At 51.9% G+C, this 18,638-nt stretch carries 15 protein-coding genes; 14 read left to right on the top strand and 1 reads right to left on the bottom strand.

Annotation, left to right across the window (positions count from 1 at the left end):
- From obgE to GGC63_RS14090, 4 genes are all read left to right on the top strand, one after another.
- A complete protein-coding gene (gene obgE, locus GGC63_RS14105; RefSeq protein ID WP_192702856.1) occupies positions 1-1,305 on the top strand; it encodes a GTPase ObgE in 1,305 nt (434 codons plus the stop codon).
- Between the two features lie 318 nt (positions 1,306-1,623).
- Positions 1,624-2,856, top strand: coding sequence for an MFS transporter (locus GGC63_RS14100; protein ID WP_192702855.1), 1,233 nt, complete (start codon positions 1,624-1,626; stop codon positions 2,854-2,856).
- 18 nt (positions 2,857-2,874) lie between these two features.
- A complete protein-coding gene (gene nasC / locus GGC63_RS14095; RefSeq protein WP_192702854.1) occupies positions 2,875-5,010 on the top strand; it encodes an assimilatory nitrate reductase catalytic subunit NasC in 2,136 nt (711 codons plus the stop codon).
- A gap of 94 nt (positions 5,011-5,104) precedes the next feature.
- Positions 5,105-6,154 carry an anthranilate phosphoribosyltransferase gene (locus GGC63_RS14090; protein ID WP_192702853.1) on the top strand — a complete coding sequence of 350 codons (1,050 nt, stop codon included), beginning with the start codon at positions 5,105-5,107 and terminating at the stop codon, positions 6,152-6,154.
- A 123-nt stretch (positions 6,155-6,277) separates the two neighbouring features.
- Here the strand turns inward: GGC63_RS14090 and GGC63_RS14085 are convergent, their stop codons facing one another.
- Entirely contained in the window at positions 6,278-6,781 is a 504-nt protein-coding gene (locus GGC63_RS14085) for an NUDIX domain-containing protein (RefSeq protein ID WP_192702852.1), read from the bottom strand.
- Positions 6,782-7,011: 230 nt separating this feature from the next.
- Between GGC63_RS14085 and GGC63_RS14080 the strand changes: the two genes are divergently transcribed.
- The 10 genes from GGC63_RS14080 (at position 7,012) to GGC63_RS14035 (ending at position 18,636) form a co-directional block, all read left to right on the top strand.
- Positions 7,012-7,485 carry an ACT domain-containing protein gene (locus tag GGC63_RS14080; RefSeq protein WP_079910044.1) on the top strand — a complete coding sequence of 158 codons (474 nt, stop codon included), beginning with the start codon at positions 7,012-7,014 and terminating at the stop codon, positions 7,483-7,485.
- 77 nt (positions 7,486-7,562) lie between these two features.
- On the top strand, positions 7,563-8,849 hold the full coding sequence (locus GGC63_RS14075; protein WP_192702851.1) for a homoserine dehydrogenase: 1,287 nt from the start codon (positions 7,563-7,565) through the stop codon (positions 8,847-8,849).
- 71 nt (positions 8,850-8,920) lie between these two features.
- On the top strand, positions 8,921-9,895 hold the full coding sequence (gene thrB, locus GGC63_RS14070; protein ID WP_192702850.1) for a homoserine kinase: 975 nt from the start codon (positions 8,921-8,923) through the stop codon (positions 9,893-9,895).
- Positions 9,892-10,770, top strand: a complete 879-nt coding sequence (gene pheA / locus GGC63_RS14065; RefSeq protein ID WP_192702849.1) for a prephenate dehydratase — start codon at positions 9,892-9,894, stop codon at positions 10,768-10,770. Before thrB ends, pheA begins: the two co-directional genes overlap by 4 nt.
- A 366-nt stretch (positions 10,771-11,136) precedes the next feature.
- Positions 11,137-13,017, top strand: a complete 1,881-nt coding sequence (locus GGC63_RS14060) for a LysM peptidoglycan-binding domain-containing protein (RefSeq protein ID WP_192702848.1) — start codon at positions 11,137-11,139, stop codon at positions 13,015-13,017.
- A gap of 135 nt (positions 13,018-13,152) precedes the next feature.
- Entirely contained in the window at positions 13,153-13,827 is a 675-nt protein-coding gene (locus GGC63_RS14055; RefSeq protein ID WP_079910049.1) for a BofC C-terminal domain-containing protein, read from the top strand.
- Between the two features lie 265 nt (positions 13,828-14,092).
- A complete protein-coding gene (gene ruvC / locus GGC63_RS14050; protein WP_079910050.1) occupies positions 14,093-14,596 on the top strand; it encodes a crossover junction endodeoxyribonuclease RuvC in 504 nt (167 codons plus the stop codon).
- A complete protein-coding gene (gene ruvA, locus GGC63_RS14045; protein WP_079910051.1) occupies positions 14,593-15,225 on the top strand; it encodes a Holliday junction branch migration protein RuvA in 633 nt (210 codons plus the stop codon). The genes ruvC and ruvA overlap by 4 nt, the downstream gene beginning before the upstream one ends.
- Before the next feature lie 192 nt (positions 15,226-15,417).
- Positions 15,418-16,422, top strand: a complete 1,005-nt coding sequence (gene ruvB / locus GGC63_RS14040; RefSeq protein WP_079910052.1) for a Holliday junction branch migration DNA helicase RuvB — start codon at positions 15,418-15,420, stop codon at positions 16,420-16,422.
- Between the two features lie 60 nt (positions 16,423-16,482).
- Positions 16,483-18,636: a SpoIID/LytB domain-containing protein gene (locus GGC63_RS14035; RefSeq protein ID WP_225948184.1), complete on the top strand. Its 2,154-nt coding sequence runs from the start codon at positions 16,483-16,485 to the stop codon at positions 18,634-18,636.
- The last annotated feature ends 2 nt before the right edge of the window (positions 18,637-18,638 follow it).

The raw sequence follows: 18,638 nt of genomic DNA, 5'->3' as shown, positions 1-18,638 counted from the left end.
ATGTTTGTAGATAAAGCGAAGATTTATGTTAAGGGCGGTGACGGCGGAGACGGTTTGGTGGCGTTCCGGAGGGAAAAATATGTTCCCGAGGGCGGACCTGCAGGAGGCGACGGCGGAGATGGCGGCGATGTTATTTTCCGTGTCGATGAGGGACTGCGTACGTTGATGGACTTTCGTTACCAGAAGCATTTTAAAGCGGAGCGAGGGGAAAAAGGGCGCAATAAAAGCCAGCATGGAGCCAATGCCGATGATATGATCGTTAAAGTGCCGCCGGGAACCGTAGTAATCGACGATGACAGTCAGGAGATTATTGCCGATTTGACCCGCCATGGGCAGGAGGTCGTTATCGCCAAGGGAGGCCGCGGAGGACGCGGGAACACTCGCTTTGCGACACCGAACAATCCTGCGCCCGAAATTGCCGAAAACGGGGAAGAAGGTCAAGAGCGCTGGGTTGTCCTGGAGCTTAAGGTTATGGCGGATGTGGGCTTGGTAGGCTTCCCGAGTGTAGGCAAATCTACCTTGCTCTCGATAGTTTCGGCGGCCCAGCCGAAGATCGGGGCGTACCATTTTACGACACTTACACCGAATCTTGGTGTGGTTGACGTCGGAGACGGACGCAGCTTCGTCATGGCGGATTTGCCGGGCTTGATTGAAGGAGCGCATCAGGGTGTCGGACTGGGTCATGAGTTCTTGCGCCATATCGAACGGACCAGGGTGATCGTCCATATTATCGATATGGCTGCAACAGAAGGCCGGGATCCATTTGAGGACTGGCAGAAGATCAACGAGGAATTAAAGCTGTACAACTCCAAGCTTGAAGAACGTCCGCAAATTGTGGTTGCCAATAAAATGGACATGCCCGATGCAGAGGAATTTTTGGCGCAATTCAAACAACAGCTGGCCGAAGTTAGTCCGGAGACGCAAATTATAGCGATTTCGGCGCTTACCAAAAGTGGTGTTCAGGAGCTGCTTTATAAGATCGCGGACTTGCTGGAAACCATCCCCGAGATGCCTCTCGTCGAGGATCTCGTCGATCTGTCAGAGCGCAAAGTATATCGCCTGGAAGCAAAGGATGATGATGAGGATTTCACCATTCACCGGGAGAATGATACTTTCGTTGTAGAGAGTCCAAGTATTGAAAAGCTGATTAAACGGACGAATTTTGGTACAGAGGAATCCGTCATGCGATTTGCCCGGATTTTGCGCAAAAAAGGGATTGATGAAGCGCTTAGGAGCCGCGGTGCCAAGGATGGGCAGACGGTTCGGATCGGTGATTTTGAATTTGAATTTGTTGAGAAGGAATAGCCAGCAAACGGTATTGGGGAATCGGAATGATAAACACCAGGTCTCATGTGGTTTGATGAGCTTGGTGTTTTATTTTTTGTTGAAAACGTTGTAAAAGCGAACAATAAAACAAAATACTAATAAAAATGTTCGTTATTTACGTTGATTACTAGGGTGAATAGAAAATATACAAAAAAAGATGTGCCAAAACATGAACTTTTTTTCAAAAAAGCGTTGAACTATACGGATTTGAATTGTATAGTATATATGTGTAATGAATACTAACACAAACAATACATGAATGTAGGGAAAAGAGAAAAAACAAGGAGGAATCTAGGAGTGGATGTACAAAATTTCCGAAAATCAGGGCATTTTCCGAGTTTGTTGTCAGCGTTTCTCTATTTTGATGTTAGTTTTATGATATGGGTCCTTTGTGGAGCTCTATCCTTGTACATCACCAAAGATTTTGGTTTGACTGATGCGCAGAAGGCAACGATGGTTGCGATTCCGACGTTAGGCGGCTCCATATTCAGAATTCCGATGGGCATTCTGGCTGACCGCATCGGCTCCAGGAAGACGGGAATTATCGGTATGATCCTGACGCTGATTCCCTTGCTATGGGGGTGGCTAGGCGGCCACAGCTTGAATCAGGTTCAAGCACTAGGATTTCTGCTCGGCATAGCCGGGGCGAGCTTTGCAGTTTCGCTTTCGCTTGCCAGCCGATGGTATCCGCCGCAGTACCAAGGCTTGGCGATGGGGATAGCCGGGGCCGGCAACAGCGGTACGGCTCTGGCGACCTTCTTCGGCCCGCAATTGGCCGCCTCTATGGGCTGGCACAACGTATTCGGTCTGGCCATGCTTCCACTGCTGCTTGTCCTTCTGGCTTATACTATCATGGCTAAGGATAGCCCCAATCAGCCGGAGCCCAAGAAGCTTGTAGATTATTTGTCAGCCTTCAAAAATATCGATACCTGGTGGTTCAGCCTATTCTATGCGGTTACGTTCGGCGGCTTTGTCGGGTTCTCCAATTATTTCAATATCTTTTTCTACGATGTATACGGCGACAAAGCAATGGATGGAGGTCTGAGCAAGGTTCAAATCGGTTATTTGGTCACGATCACAGTTATTGCCGGGAGCTTTTTCAGGCCGGTAGGGGGCTATATTGCCGACAAAATCGGAGGCATGCGTTTTATGATGCTGCTCTTCTCCGTTATCACTCTATGCGCTTTTGCCGTTTCAACGCTGCCGGGCTCCTTTCTAGTGATGCTGGCTATAACAAGCGTAATGATGGCGTGCCTGGGGATGGGGAACGGTTCGATCTTCCAGCTGGTCCCGCAGCGCTTTTCCAAAGAGATCGGGGTTGTTACAGGCATTGTGGGGGCCTTCGGCGGCCTTGGCGGTTTTTTGCTGCCGAATAATATATTAGGACCTTTAAAGCAAGCTACGGGGACTCATACGACGGGATTTGTTGTTGTTGCCTCTATCGTGCTGGTGGTAACCCTTGTCTTTTACGCAGTGACTCGAAGCTGGAGGAAAGCTTGGGCGACATCGGGTTCGGGGGTTAATTACTAGAGGCGGGTGGGAGCAGAAATGAACGATTATGTTGAGCTTGTTCAGAAGCGGCAGGTTGCCGTCCTGCCTCAAGTGAATGCGGACTTGACTGAGTGTCCCTACTGCAGCGTGCAATGTACGATGAAGCTTCAGGAGGTAGCTACAAGCGGCGGGGCTCTCTATTCCGTAACTCCTAACAAAGAGGACCCGGTAACGGACGGAAGGCTATGTGTCAAGGGGCTGAATGCCCACACACATACCATGGACGATAGAAGATTGAAAAGCCCGATGATAAGGGACTACGGGAGACTCCGCCATGTATCCTGGGAAGCCGTGCTCGAGCATATTCGGATTCAAATCCAGCATATCCAGCTCAAATACGGCAAGGATTCGGTAGGTGTATACGGAGGAGGCTCCTTAACGAATGAGGAAAGCTATCTCCTGGGAAAATTTGCGAGAGTGGCGCTTCAGACCAAATATATCGATTACAACGGCCGGTTCTGCATGTCGGCTGCTGCAGGGGCTTCCAATCTGACCTTTGGGGTCGACCGAGGCTTGACGAACCCGCTCTCGGAAGTGCCCTTAGCCAAATGCATTATTCTTGCGGGCACCAATATTGCCGAATGTCAGCCGACCATCATGCAGTATTTCCGAAAGGCCAAGCAAGACGGATGCAAGATCATTGTCATAGATCCACGGGAAACGGCAACGTGCGCGATTGCGGATATCCATCTGAAGGTGAAGCCGGGGTACGATGCGGCATTGGTCAACGGGATGTTGAAGGTCATCGTGGAGGAAGGGTATACGGATCAGGCGTTTATCGAGCAAAAAACAAATGGCTATGCCGAATTGGCTGATCATTTGAAAAAGGTCTCATTGTCCGAAGCGGCGGCGCTATCCGGTGTTGATCCCATGCTTATAATCGAGGCGGCAAGGATGTACGGCCAAGCGGAAACGGGAATGGTGTTTACGGCCCGAGGGGTAGAGCAGCATGCAAGCGGAGTGGCCAACGTCCGCAATTTTCTCAACCTGGTACTGCTCACCGGTAAAATCGGCCGCCCCGGATGCGGCTATGGGGCCATCACGGGCCAAGCCAACGGTCAGGGCGGCAGAGAGCACGGGCAGAAGGCTGATCAGCTTCCGGGCTACCGTTTGATTGAAGATCCCGCCCATAGGGCTCACATCGCCAGCGTATGGGGAGTTCCGGAGGAGGAACTCCCTCGCAAAGGGGTATCTGCTTATGAAATGATGGAGGCCATTGACCGGGAGGAGATCAAGGTGCTGATTATCCTTTCCTCCAATCCGGTCGTGTCCAATCCCAACAGTCAATTGGTGGAGAGAGCGTTGAAGAAGCTGAAGTTTCTGGTCGTCATTGATTTGCTGCCATCGGAAACGTCCCGCTTTGCCCATGTACTCCTTCCTGGCTCCGCCTATTTGGAGGATGAGGGGACGATGACTCAGCTTGAAGGGCGCGTGATGGTCAGAAGAGCATTGAAGCCGCTGCCCGGGCAAGCGAGGCTGGACTGGAGGATTCTATGCGATATAGCCTCTGCGCTGGGAAGAGGACGATATTTTCAGTATGGCTCGGCTGAGGATATTTTTAATGAGCTCCGGCTGGCATCCAAGGGCGGATTGGCCGATTATTACGGAATCACTTACGACGAGCTGGAGAAGAGGAAGGGCATATTCTGGCCTTGCCCGGAGGAGGGGCATCCGGGGACGCCGCGCATGTTTGAGCACAGCTTCGCTCATCCTGATGGCAGAGCTCGATTGGCCGCGATTGAACATCAGAATCCGAAGGAAGTTCCATCCAGGAGATACCCGTTGACTTTAACGACCGGACGTGTGCTGCAGCATTATTTGTCGGGAGTTCAAACCCGCAGCACACCGGAGCTGAATTCCAAATATCCGGAGCCGCTGCTGGAGATTCATCCGGATACCGCCATCGAAAATGGGCTGGTCAACGGCGGATATGCGCGGGTTTCATCCAAGCGGGGCTCCATCCGGCTGAAAGTGAAATTTTCTGCCAAAATTCGTAGGGATACCGTGTTCGTTCCCTTTCATTGGGGAGAGGAGCAATGCATCAATCGTCTAACCAATCCGGCGCTCGACCCCGCATGCCGAATGCCGGAGTTTAAAGCCTGCGCCGTACGAGTTGAGCCCATGAGGGCATAAGGCGGCAGGGCATGGGACTTCAGGCCGGGTTGGCTAGTCTGTGGCAGCCTTTCGCACCAGATAGGGTTCCATTGATAGAAAATGAGGTGACAGCATGAAGGAATGGATCAAGACGGTCGGAACAGGAAAATTGGGCTCACGCCATCTCACTTATGATGAAGCGGTTGCCGCTGCTCACTCTATTGCCCGGGGAGAGTCCACAGACGCCCAGACGGCGGCTTTCTTGATGGCGATGAGAATGAAGGGGGAAGCGGATGAGGAAATGATGGGCTTCATCGATGTGTTCCGGAAATATTCGCTTCCTTTCCGCTCCTTTTCGGATTCGTTGAACTGCGCAGGACCTTATGACGGCAGGCTGTATTTTCCGATTACCATTCCGGTAAGCCTGCTGCTCGCTTCCGTCGGATACCCGCAAGTGCTGCACGGAAGCGATTCCTTGCCGCCGAAACAGGGGTTTTCGTTAAAGGAGCTCTTGGAAGGGTTAGGCATACAGGTGGAGCTTGAGGCCAAAGAATGGGAGAGCATCTTCATGTCTATCCACATCGGGTTTATATGGACGGATCTGATATGCCCGCCGTTTGGCCGCATCAGGAACGTGAGGGAGCAGATCGGCTTAAGGACGTTTTTGAACACCGTGGAAAAAGTCATCAATCCGATTCATTCCAAGAACATCATTATCGGTGTCAATCATAAAACGGCCATGGCACACTTGCTTCAGCTGCTGCCTAAATCCGGATTCGAAACAGCCTGTATCATTCAAGGAATGGAGGGATCGGAGGACATTCCCCTCTATAAGACGAGCTCCATACGCAAGGTGACGCCATGGGGTGACGAGTCCAACAGCGTAGATCCGGCCACATTCGGGTTTCGGGGAGAGCCGCTGGAGAAGTGCGGAAAGGATGAGCATCTGAAACGGCTCGCCAGAGTCATCCGGGGAGACGAGTCGGAGGATATCCGCAACGAAAGGGAGCATGTCATATTCAATGCAGGACTTCGCCTGTACTGGTTCGATAAGGTGGGCAGCTATGAGGAAGGCTTTCAGCTGGCCCGTTCGCTTCTGTCACGCAAGGAGGCGTTCAAGGTATTGGAAAAATGGCGGGAGCTTAGCAGCAAGAGCTCCTTCCGGACGAGGCAGGCGAAGTAATGGTGATCTTAAGCTGTGCCAGACTATTCAGACTGAGGCTGTCCGTGACCGGATGAATGTTTCATTCAGCGGCAGGACAGTCTTTTTTTATTGTCCTGATGGTTCGAGGAATTGCGGTTCAGCTTAGTTCATCCGGGGATCGACCAGAGCTGTCCAATGGACCGTAGGGACAGCATCCTCTTGATAGCCCGCCGTACCGACCCAAATATGTCCGGAAGGCCCATGATCGAAATAGTGGGCGAGCAGGGTGTGAAAAATAAACGGAATTTCCCGGTTCAGAACCTGATCGCGCGGAATCCAGTGCAGGATCCCTTCATTCGTTTGGACAATGTTTCTGCGTGTCGTATCAGCGGTATAAATAAACTGCTGGCGGATCTCCTGCTGGTTGAGACGAATTAATATATATTGCAGCTTCATATGGAGCAGCTCGGTTTCTTTCAGACCGGTTTCTTCCTCAATCTCCCGCAGGCATGCCTTGTAGGGATCGTTGATTTCTTCCGGTTCCATGTGACCTCCGACCACGGCCCACATCCCCGGATTTAAGGTGCGGGTCGGGGATCGTTTCATCATTAGCAAATCGTTATTGTTAAAGAGCATCGCCGTAGCCATCATTCTTGTACGAATCACGAAAAAACCACCTCTTCCTACTAGTAATATAAAGCAGAATGAAAGTATAAAAGAATAAAAGACAAGCTCAACTCAAACCTTAACATGAATCGGAGGGTGTTCCTAGCGGACAGATGTGGAAACTTTATGAAAGCTGCCGGATTCCGAAATAGCCTATTGCCGGATACATCCATATTCGATATAATGTCCACTAAGAAGAAACATTCGTCTTTGTAGAGAGGACTGTGGCTGTGCAGGAGAAACATGACGCGGAGACCAGATCTAGCGGTAACGAACGTTACTATTTAGTCAGAGAAGATATTTTGCCCGAAGCCTTGGTCAAAACGGTACAGGCCAAGGAGCTGCTGGCACGAGGCGAAGTAAAGACGATTCATGAAGCGGTGGAGCAGGTTGAGCTGAGCCGCAGCGCTTTTTACAAGTATAAAGACGGCATCTTTGAGCTTAGCAAGCTGGAGCGGGAACGCATCGTCACAATATCTATGGATTTGGAGCATCGATCAGGGATATTATCCAGAGTGCTCGCCATGATAGCCGGATTGGACGGCAATGTTCTTACGATCCACCAGACGATCCCGCTGCAGGGTGTCGCTAATGTCGTCATTTCCGTCGAAACATCGGTGATGGGGGAGACGGTTGCCGTGCTTCTTGAGCGGCTTCGTGAACAGGAAGGCGTAAGCAGGGCTGTACTCGTAGGCCAAGGCTGACGGACGAATCCAATAACCAGAACACGGGAAGAGCGTGTCAGTAATAGCTGCAACATGAACATGAGGAGGAACAGCATATGAAACCGATAAAGGTAGGTTTGTTAGGGCTCGGGACGGTAGGAACAGGCGTCGTACGCATTGTGGAAGGACATCAGCAGGATCTGCTGAGCCAGACAGGCGCCCCGATCGAAATCGCCAAAATTTTGGTCCAGGACAAAAGCAAAGCGCGCAGCATCGCTGTGAACGCAGATGTGCTAACGGAAAATCCTTGGGATGTAATCGATAATCCCGAGATTGATATCGTCATCGAGGTTATGGGCGGCATTGAGCTTGCAAAGAAATATATGCTGCAGGCATTGGACAACGGCAAGCACATCGTAACGGCGAATAAGGATTTGATGGCGCTGCACGGTCCGGAAATTATCGCCAAAGCTTCGGAGAAGGGCTGCGACGTATTCTACGAAGCCAGTGTTGCCGGAGGGATTCCGATCATTCGCACCTTGATCGAAGGCTTCTCATCGGACCGGATCACGAAAATTATGGGGATCGTCAACGGAACGACGAACTACATTCTCACGAAAATGAGCCAAGAGGGCGCAGCCTATGAAGACGTGTTGAAGGAAGCGCAGCAGCTCGGCTATGCGGAAGCGGACCCGACTTCGGACGTCGAGGGCTTCGATGCGGCTCGCAAGATGACCATTCTTGGAACGCTGGGCTTCCATGCCAATGTGGCTCTAGGCGATGTGCAGGTTCGCGGGATCAGGCAGGTCGCCAAAGAGGATATCGCCTACGGCAAGCGTCTTGGTTACGAAGTGAAGCTCCTTGGCATTGCAGAGCGCCAGGATGATTATATCAGCATCAGCGTGCAGCCGACGATGGTCAAGCAATCCCATCCTCTGGCCTCCGTCAACGGAGTGTTCAACGCCGTATATGTCTATGGCGAAGCCGTAGGCGAGACGATGTTCTACGGACCGGGTGCAGGCGAAATGCCTACCGCAACCTCTGTCGTGGCCGATCTGGTTGCTGTAGTTCGCAACCTGAAGCTTGGCATCAACGGACAGCGCGGCTTTATTCCGTACAAGGAGAAGAAGCTGAAAACCGACGAGCAAATTGCCTCGAAAAACTTTATCCTGCTTCATGTGGAGGATAAAGCGGGCGTTCTGGCTCAGATTACCCAGGTATTCGCCGAGCACGAAGTGAGTCTGGAATCTGTTCTTCAGCATCCGAATAAGCATAACCCGAAAGCGGAAATCATTATCATTACCCATGACGCGAATCAGGCGGCAATGAAAAAAGTGCTGCAGCAGTTCGAATCCATGGATGTGGTTCATGCGATCAAGAGCGTCTATCGCGTAGAAGGATAAGGATACGCGGATATAGCAGGGAGTTTTAGACAGCAGTGATTACTAAGTTCGAAGGGTAAGGGACCGATTTCATGGACACAAGTCATACAAAAGTACGCGTCAAGGTGCCGGCGAGCACAGCCAACCTGGGACCCGGCTTCGATACGCTGGGCATGGCGCTGGATCTCTATGCATGGATAGAAATGGGCATTGCGGAGGAAACGAAAATACATTTGATCGGAGATCAGATGAGCGGCATTCCAACCGGTAAGTCCAATCTGATATATGAAGTGGCTCAAATGGTGTTCGACAAAGCGGGAGTGAAGCATCCTGAGCTTGAAATCTCTATGTACAGCGATATTCCGCTGACAAGAGGGTTAGGCAGCAGCGCATCTGCGATCGTAGGCGGCCTGGCAGCCGCCAATGCGCTCATCGGCAGCCCGCTCAGCGACGATACGCTCTTTCAGATGGCGACGGAGCTGGAGCACCACCCCGATAACGTAGGGGCGGCGCTCTTCGGCGGACTCGTCGTCGCCTTCTGGGACGGCGAGCGTGCGGAGCATATCCGCATCGAGCCCGACGACCGGCTGGAAGTGCTGGTGGCGATCCCGCACTTCCAGCTGTCGACGGAGAAGGCGCGGCATGTGCTGCCGCGCGAGCAGAGCTTGGCGAATGCCGTGTTCAACGTCGGGCATTCGTCCGTGCTTGTAGCCGCCTTCTGCACCGGGCGGCTGGATATGATTGCGCGCGCCATGAAGGATGCGCTGCATCAGCCTTACCGGGCCGCCCTGGTGCCGGGGCTGGCCAAGATTTTGGCCGAGGCGACGGACCACGGCGCCCTCGGCGTAGCATTGAGCGGAGCGGGGCCTACCATGCTCGCGCTAGTGGACCGGAACAGCTCCCGCAAGGAGGAGCTGGAGCAATTCCTGCTCGGAACGTTGAAGGAAGAACAGATTGAGGCAACGCTAATGTGGCTGAAGCCGGACCGCCACGGAGTTCAATTGTTGACACACTTTGATGAACAGTGTACATTATTCGAAAACATCAAAGGAGATGTCCGTCTATGAAGCGTATAGCGCTCCTGGGTCCCGGTACATTCACCGAAGAATCGGCTCATCATTATTTGGGGACGAATGCTTTTCATTATGTGAACTGCAAGCTGATCGACGATGTGTTCAGATCGACCGTTAACGGGCAAACCGATTACAGCGTCATTCCTATTGAAAATACGTTCGAAGGCTCGGTCAGCCTTCATTTGGATTGGCTTGTCCATGAAGTGGATCTGCCCATCCAAGCGGAGTACGTGTACCCGATCTCGATTAATCTGTTGTGCAACGAAGCCTTGGGAGATTCACTTGCGGACCGCTGCTCCGTTATTAAAAAAGTGGTCTCCCATGGGGTGACTTTATCGCAATGCCGGCAATTTCTGAAAACCTATCTGCCCCACGTGGAGCTGGAGCAGGTGGGGAGCAACGGAGAGGCGGCAAGGCTTGTCAAGGAGCTTGGACATCGCGAGGTGGCCGCACTGGCTCCATCCGGTGCAGGCTCCCTGTACGGATTACATACATGGGCGCAGGGGGTTCAAGACCATCAGAACAACTTTACCCGGTTTGTGCTCGTAGGGCCAGAGCCTGTAAGTCTTCCGGAACAATCGGTTGCGATGACGAAGACGACTATTACCGTAACGCTTCCGGACGATTATCCGGGAGGGCTGCATCAGCTGCTGTCTGCCTTTGCGTGGCGCCGCATCAACTTATCGAAGATCGAATCGAGACCGACGAAGAAGAAGCTCGGCACTTATTATTTCTATATTGATATCGAAGCTTCCATGGATTCCGTTCTGCTGCCGGCGGCCCTTCAAGAAATTGAGGCTATCGGCTGTCAGGTACGGGTTCTCGGATGCTATCCGACCTATACGTATCAGCCGGTACATTCGGAATAGGATGATCCGAAACGAAATGCCACGGCAATGAATAACCAGCAAAGCTTCATCATACAATGAGCAGGGAAAACCGTCGTTACCATCCCATGGAACGATAGGCATTTCCCCGCTTTTTTTGTTTGTAAATAGTGATATATGGATTTTTTTCCAAGGTTCATGGTCAAATGCCTACCAACCTGCATAAACTGTATTGTCATTTTGTTTTGGCACGCGTAATGTTTAGGCTTTTACCCCTTGTGAAGGCGGCTTGAAGCATCTAAGGCAGTTAACGTGCTATGCGAAAGCGAGAAACGGACCCCTCCGACAGTACATGGAACGCCGCTACATGGGAAGTTTCTCAAAGAAAATGTTAAGGAGGTTTATGCAGTGAAAATCCATATGGTCAAGAAAGGCGAATCGCTCTACCTCATCGCTCAAAAGTATCATGTTGATTTGGATAAGTTAATTGAGATGAACCCGCAGATCACGGATCCCAACGTTATTGATGTCGGAATGAAAGTCAAAATTCCGAACGGCCCGACGCCCGTAGAACCAGCGGACGATTATCTCTACAAGCATACGGTAGTTCAAGGGGATACGCTGTGGAAGCTATCCAAGGCTTGGAACATCCCGCTGAACCAGCTAATTGAGGCCAATCCGCAATTGAAAAATCCGAATGTGCTAATGACCGGAGACATCGTAAATATTCCTAAAGCAAAGCATCAGCAGGGAGACCACCATTACCCGCACCATCATCACAAGAAAAACACAGCTCCTATTCAGCCTGCACCAACTCCGGTATCGCCAATACAGACGGCTCCTGCTCCAAAACCGCCTGAACATATTGAAGCGCCGAAGCCTAATGTAGAAATGCCGATTATGCCTATCATGCCCATCATGCCCATCATGCCGATGGCGCCTAATGTGAACGAGCAGATCTCTCCGGAAGCGGTCATGCCTAATGTGAACCAGCAGCCCTTTATTCCGGAAATGCAGGTATCGCCGAGTGCGGTTCAGCCCAATGTGAATCAGCAGCCCTTTGTTCCGGAAATGCAAGTATCGCCTAGCGCAGTTCAGCCCAATGTGAATCAACAGCCCTATTTTCCGGAAATGCAGGTATCGCCCAGCGAGATTCAGCCCAACGTGAATCAACAGCCATTTTTCCCGGAAATGCAGGTATCGCCTAGCGAGATTCAGCCCAACGTGAATCAACAGCCCTTTTTCCCGGAAATGCAAGTATCGCCTAGCGCGGTTCAACCTAATGTGAATCAGCAGCCCTTTTTTCCGGAAATGCCTGTATCGCCCAGCGCCATTCAGCCTAGTGTGAACCAACAGCCTTATATTCCAGAAATGCCGATAATGCCGAGTGCTACACAACCCGCTCCTTCCTTCATGCCGAACGCGCCGCAGCCCTATCCCTCGGTAATGCCATCTTATGAGCAGCCTGGAGTAAACAGCGCCATATCTCCTTTTTCCGATAATGCCAATGTGATGGGTGCGGAAGCAACGCCGAATGCGCCGTTCCACCAGCCTTCGTCCAACTTGTTTGAACAATTCCAGGTTCCTGCAACCGAAGCTATGAGCTATGGGCAGATGAGTCCGAATTACTGGCCTCAGCAGGAAATGCCCATGATGTGGCCGCAGCAGGAGCAGCCGTATCCGCCTATGCAGCAAATGCCTGGGGCCGAGCAAATGCCATATCAGCCTTTTGCGGCACCGATGCCGGAAATGTACGGATTTATCCCGCAAGCCGGCGGCGGCTGCGGTTGCGGAGGCGAACAGGTCTCTCCGGCTTACGAGAAAGGTAAACCGTTCCCTAATGTTTCGCCAATGGAAAGTCCATACATGTTCCAGCCGGAGATGCCTTCTTATCCGAATGCTCCGTTTCCGGGTATGGCCTATCCGACCTCCGTCAGCCCTGAAAGCGAAGCTCCTTACTATCAAGGAGGTTTTTTTCCGCAGACGGCCGGAGCTTTTACAGGGCCTGCATTTCCCATGTACGGGTATCCAATGCCTTCGATATCCTCTTACGGCGGCGGTTATGATGACTGCGGGTGCGATGACACGTCGATAGGCAGGGAGCAGCCGGTGCAAGCGGCAGAGGAGGAAGCCGCCACGGTTTCCAGAAATAATCAAAAGTCCGAACCTAAAAGCACAAACAAGAAAAAACGCAGCAATCAGGCTGTGATAAGCCGTATTTCCCAGACCCCGCGCAGAAGACGCGCAAGCTCTTCCAAATCCAATAAAAGTCCATGGATTAACGTTTAATTGCATGGAATAAGTACAGCCGGGAGCGAATGCCTCCGGTTTTTTTGTGTTTTCATCTTCCGGAAAGGCTCCGTATAATCCCCTCGAACACTGGGAAAAATGGTAAAACATACTTTATGTTAGAAGGGGATTCGGATGATTCTTCTAAGCTTGCTGAACAGAATTAAGAAAAAGCTTCGTTGGAAACGGCGCTGGCTCACTTTGGCGGCCATTGTATTCGTAGCCGGCATGTCCTCACTTGCTTTTATTATGCTAAAAGGCGGCACAGGCACCGATAAGCTGGAATGGTCTCCAGGGGATCAGCCGGTGTTCGGAACACAAATCCGTCCAACACTGCAAAGGGAGGATGAAGTGCAGGCTATGGTGAAGCAAATCGAGGGGCAGCGTGGAGCTTATGCCAGGAAGCTGTATGTCTGCGGTGAAGAAGTCCAAATGCTGGGAAGAATGACATCTGCGCAAATATTACAGTATCATAAAGAGCACCCTACGCTAACCGTATCGATAGGAGAGGGCGGGGATGTTTATTTTACCGAGCAAATCGATGATTTGTCACCGCAATGCAAGTCCAATGCCTACTTCGGTCTCGATAGTAAGGGAAATCTTTCCTTATTCGAGGGTGTGCCCGAAAGCAACCAGGTGCTTAGAACCTTTTTCCAGCTAAACATTGAATTCTTGGAAAGCAGCTTGCCGAGAGAGACAGTGAAGCAGCTCTACCGCGGAATTCCGGTAAGCAATTTGGATGAGTATAACAGCGTGCTATCGACCTTTGCCGATTTTGCAGTGGAGGACCAGGCCAAAGCGCTGCACTGAACGAAAAAACAAAAGAGAGACGATTTCGTTGGAAGAACGACGAGTCGTCTTTCTTTTTTATTGTGGAGCTTATAGATTCCCGGGCTTCCCGCCAAGGCAATTGAATTAACGTCAGGGCGCGGGTTGTTAATGAAGACACTGCAGCCGTGGATGGCTTTGCAGGGGGAATTTGTGTCCTTTAGGGCGTGTTCATGCGCGGTAATATCTGCTATAATGGCATGTGAACACATATGTTCGGTTTTGTAGGATGGGAGAGTGCTGGATTTTGCGCATTATGGGGATTGATCCGGGGATTGCGATTGTAGGCTTCGGGTTTATTGATAAGCAAGGGTCCCGGCTGGTGCCGGTTCAATACGGATGTATTCAGACGGAAGCCCATACGGATGGGGCATTGAGATTGAAAATGGTCTATGACGCAACGGTGCAGCTGATAGACAAATATAAGCCGGATGCGGTGGCGATCGAGAAGCTGTTTTTTAACCGGAATGTGACTACGGCGTTCACGGTTGGCCAGGCAAGAGGGGTCATGATGCTGGCGGCGGTGCAGCAAGGAATTCCTATAGGAGAATACACGCCGTTGCAAGTGAAGCAGGCGGTCGTAGGTTATGGGAAGGCAGAGAAAAAGCAGGTGCAGGAAATGGTTCGCATGTTCTTGAATTTGTCCGCCGTTCCAAAGCCGGACGATGTCGCTGATGCTTTGGCAGTGGCGATTTGCCATGCCCATTCCTCGACACTCCATCAAAAAATAAACGAGGTAAACAAAAGATGATCGATTACTTAAGAGGTAACGTTGTACATAGAGAAACTGAATATGTCGTCCTGGATGTACGCGGTGTAGGCTATCGTGTTTTTTGCGCCAATCCTTTCTCGGTACAGCTGAGCAATAGCGAGGAAATCACGATGTACATTCACTATCATGTGCGTGAAGATGCTCATCTGTTGTTCGGCTTTACAAGCCGGGAAGAGCAGGCCTTGTTCCGCACGCTGCTGGATGTGAACGGGATTGGGCCAAAGGTTGCGATCGGCGTCCTTGCAGGGGGACGACCGGAAGTGATTGCGGCAGCTATTCAGCAGGAGAATATCAGCTTCCTGACGAAGCTGCCGGGGATCGGCCGGAAGACGGCGCAGCGAATGATACTGGATTTGAAGGACAAGCTCGGCGGGATGCAATCGATCGGGAACTCGCTCGTATATGCAGGCGGAGCAGAAGTATCGGATGCACCGCAAGGCGGCACAGCCTGGAGCGAGGCCAAGGCGGCTCTGCTTGCTCTCGGGTATACGGAGGCGGAAGCAGACCGGGCCGGTCAAGCGATTAAACCGAAGCTGCAGGGCGGCGAGACGGTAGATGCGTTAATGAAGCTTGCTCTGCAAGCCTTGTACCAGCAAGCGACGAGATAAGCTGCAGCGTGAGGAGCATTCGTTTCAGCTTCAAATGACCGCGAAACTCAAAGCGGATGCTTACGAAGCCAGTTTCGCTAACGCGAAACTTTAAGCGGATGCTTACGAAGCCAGTTTCGCTAACGCGAAACTTTAAGCGAATGCTTACGAAGTCAGTTTCGCTATCGCGATACTCTAAGGAGGACCACAACCATGGAAGACAGGATCATTTCTGCCAACCTGATGATGGAAGATCAGGGGATGGAATTAAGCCTGCGTCCGAGATATTTGGCCGAGTATATCGGACAAGCTCAAGCGAAGGAAAATTTGAAGATTTATATAGAGGCAGCCAAGATGCGGAAGGAAGCGCTGGATCACGTCCTTTTATACGGCCCTCCCGGCCTCGGGAAGACCACTTTATCCAACATTATCGCAAATGAGCTGGGAGTGAACGTGCGTACCACCTCCGGACCTGCGATTGAGCGTCCCGGCGATCTGGCAGCCATTTTGACCAATTTGCAGGAAGGCGACGTCTTGTTTATCGACGAAATTCACCGCCTTCATCGTACGGTTGAAGAAGTGCTGTATCCTGCAATGGAGGATTTTGCGCTCGACATTATTATCGGCAAGGGGCCGAGTGCGCGTTCGGTCAGACTTGATTTGCCAGCCTTTACACTGGTGGGGGCAACCACCCGTGTCGGGCTGTTATCCGCTCCTCTCCGCGACAGGTTCGGGGTGGTCAGCCGGCTGGAGTACTACACCGTTGAGGAGCTTGCGTACATTGTCAGCCGCACGGCTGACATTTTGCAGGTGCAAATTGTCGGAGAGGCTTCGGAGGAGATCGGGAAACGATCCCGCGGAACGCCGCGTATCGCCAATCGGCTGTTAAAACGGGTACGCGATTATGCCCAAGTGAAGGGCGACGGCATCATTACGCTGGATATTGCGCAGAGAGCGCTGCTTGGGATTCAAATCGATCATTTGGGGCTGGACGAGATCGATCATAAGATGCTGCGGGCGATTATACTCACCTTCCAGGGCGGCCCTGTCGGGCTGGATACCATTGCCGCTACGATCGGAGAAGAAAGCCAAACGATAGAAGATGTATATGAGCCGTATTTGCTGCAAATCGGATTTTTGCAGCGGACGCCCCGCGGACGGATGGCTACTCATTTGGCCTACAGCCATTTGGGGCTGCCTATGCCGGACAACCGCTAGCAATATTACAGGTGCAGGAGAAGAGTGCACTCATCATCGTCAGAGAGGGGAACGCTGAAATTGAGGAAGCTTAAGCCTTCACTTGGTTCGATTGGAAAGCTCTATATAAGCATGTGCATTGCTGCCGCAGGATTCAGTGCGTTCCATGGAATTAACGGCTTTGCGCCTAAAGTCTACGCGGATTCGGCTAAGACGGATATGGTGCGGGTCGCCTTATTTATCGATACCGGGAAATATTCTGTGAATACACCTTACGTAACTCTATCGTCTGCCAAAGGGATGGATGTTGCGTTGCGAGGTGCTGACGGCTCCAAGCCGGCATTCACTGTTGTAGATAAAACTACGGCAGGGGTAGCCTTGGATGGATATCACGCCTTACTATGGGAAGGCGCCGACAAAGCCCAAGCCAAGACGATCATGGATAAATTGGCCGCAGCCAAACAGGATGCCGTGCTTGTAACGGGCAACAAACCAGGAGCGGCATCCTATCAGATCGAGCTCGGGCCATATGCTTCCCGTGATGCCGCTCAAGCTGCATTAACGAAAGCCTCGGGCCTATCCGGCATCAGCGGCTTCATCAAGGGATACACGCCAAGCGTTACCGGTCCGTTGCACTGGAACGCCGGCAGCTACGCCACCGAGGCGGAGGCGGCTGCACAGGCAGCGGTCATCGGTGCCGCCGGTTTTGACGCTGCCGTAGCCTACCTGAACACGGCGGCCGGAGCTCCCGCCTATGCCGTATTCGTCTCCGCAGCAACGACTTCCGCTGAGCTGAGTACCGCCAAGCAAAACATCAATGCCGCAATACCGGGTCTCGTGTTACAGCCCGTCGATTCTGCGGCGGCTTACATAATGAAACGTTCACAGATTGATATGGAATCGGAAACGCTGGCTGCTGTTCCTTACTTCATGCTGGGAGGCGGAACGGAGGGGAATTCCTCCTCGAAGCTTCTGGTCACTCCCCAACTGTCGGATACAGTATCGGTACGGGAACGCTTTGAACGCTCTTATAAAGGGAGCCTCGAGATCTCCCGATTCAACTCCAAGCTGGCAGTCATCAATGAACTTCCAATGGACCAGTACCTGGCTTCCGTCATCAGCTCGGAGCTCAATAAAGACTGGCCCGTTGAGGCATTGAAGGCTCAAGCGGTAGCGGCGCGTACGTATGTGCTGAAGCAGGGAGTAAAGTACCAGATTGCTGATGTATCCGATTCTACCGTGGATCAGGCCTATCATGGAGCGGGGGCGGAATTCCCTGCCGCATTGACCGCAGTTCAAGCCACGCAAGGCGAGGTATTAAAGGACAAGAACGGTTTGATTTCACCCTTGTTTTACTCGAATGCAGGCGGAATGACTGCAGAATCAACTGAAGTATGGGGGAATAAGGTCGCTTATTTGCAGAGCGTTCCGAGTCCGGACGAAGGTGCGGAGAAAGGAAAAGCTCCCTGGTACCGCATCGTGCTTCCGAACGGGCAAACGGGCTACATCCACTCCTCCTATGCCCGCGATACAGGGGAGAAGAACGCTGCAGGTCTCCCGTATTACGTTTCCACAGGAACGGGGGTTAGTGTAAGGCCCGCTCCGTACGTGGACAATGCTTCCAATCCGGCCACCTTTAAAGTGGATATCGGGGACCGATTCATTGTATTCGACCAAGCGATCGAATCCAATGCATTTTCCTGGATACGCGGCCCCTTCGACGCCGACAAGCTGAAGGACAAAGTGAACACCGTACTCAGCCAGCCTATTGCCGGCGCATTGGATAAGCTCGAAATATCCCAAAGGGGACAATCGGGCAGGGTTACAGAAATGAAAGCCAATGGCCAGGTTATGAAGCCTGCCAACCCGGATGCGCTGCGCACCTTGTTCAACGGGTTGCCAAGCACCCGGTTTGATATTGAAGAAACAGGAAGGTATACTATATTGGGAGCCGACAATACGGTTCGCAGCCAATCCGCAGCCTCTCCGGCAGTCTATGTCGCGGCGGGCGGGTCGGAGCCTCAAGCGGCTTCAGCCTCCCAGCTGTTTATATTGAATGGAGACAACAAGGCGAAGCTTGTTGACAAAAAAAACCAGTATATTTTTAGAGGGACAGGGTACGGTCACGGACTGGGAATGTCCCAATGGGGCGCGAGAGGCTTCGCCGAATTAGGCTATGATTATAAAAAAATATTGCAGACCTACTATGTAGGAGTCTCGATAACCAAGGAATGACG

The organism is Paenibacillus sp. OAS669 (assembly GCF_014873645.1).
GTDB lineage: Bacteria > Bacillota > Bacilli > Paenibacillales > NBRC-103111 > Paenibacillus_S > Paenibacillus_S vulneris.
This window is presented reverse-complemented; position numbering and strand designations above follow the sequence as displayed.

Coding starts and splice junctions, on each gene's coding strand:
- nasC (WP_192702854.1), top strand. CDS start 2,875: ATGAACGATTATGTTGAGCTTGTTCAGAAGCGGCAGGTTGCCGTCCTG.
- thrB (WP_192702850.1), top strand. CDS start 8,921: ATGGACACAAGTCATACAAAAGTACGCGTCAAGGTGCCGGCGAGCACA.
- GGC63_RS14090 (WP_192702853.1), top strand. CDS start 5,105: ATGAAGGAATGGATCAAGACGGTCGGAACAGGAAAATTGGGCTCACGC.
- ruvA (WP_079910051.1), top strand. CDS start 14,593: ATGATCGATTACTTAAGAGGTAACGTTGTACATAGAGAAACTGAATAT.
- GGC63_RS14055 (WP_079910049.1), top strand. CDS start 13,153: ATGATTCTTCTAAGCTTGCTGAACAGAATTAAGAAAAAGCTTCGTTGG.
- pheA (WP_192702849.1), top strand. CDS start 9,892: ATGAAGCGTATAGCGCTCCTGGGTCCCGGTACATTCACCGAAGAATCG.
- ruvB (WP_079910052.1), top strand. CDS start 15,418: ATGGAAGACAGGATCATTTCTGCCAACCTGATGATGGAAGATCAGGGG.
- obgE (WP_192702856.1), top strand. CDS start 1: ATGTTTGTAGATAAAGCGAAGATTTATGTTAAGGGCGGTGACGGCGGA.
- GGC63_RS14075 (WP_192702851.1), top strand. CDS start 7,563: ATGAAACCGATAAAGGTAGGTTTGTTAGGGCTCGGGACGGTAGGAACA.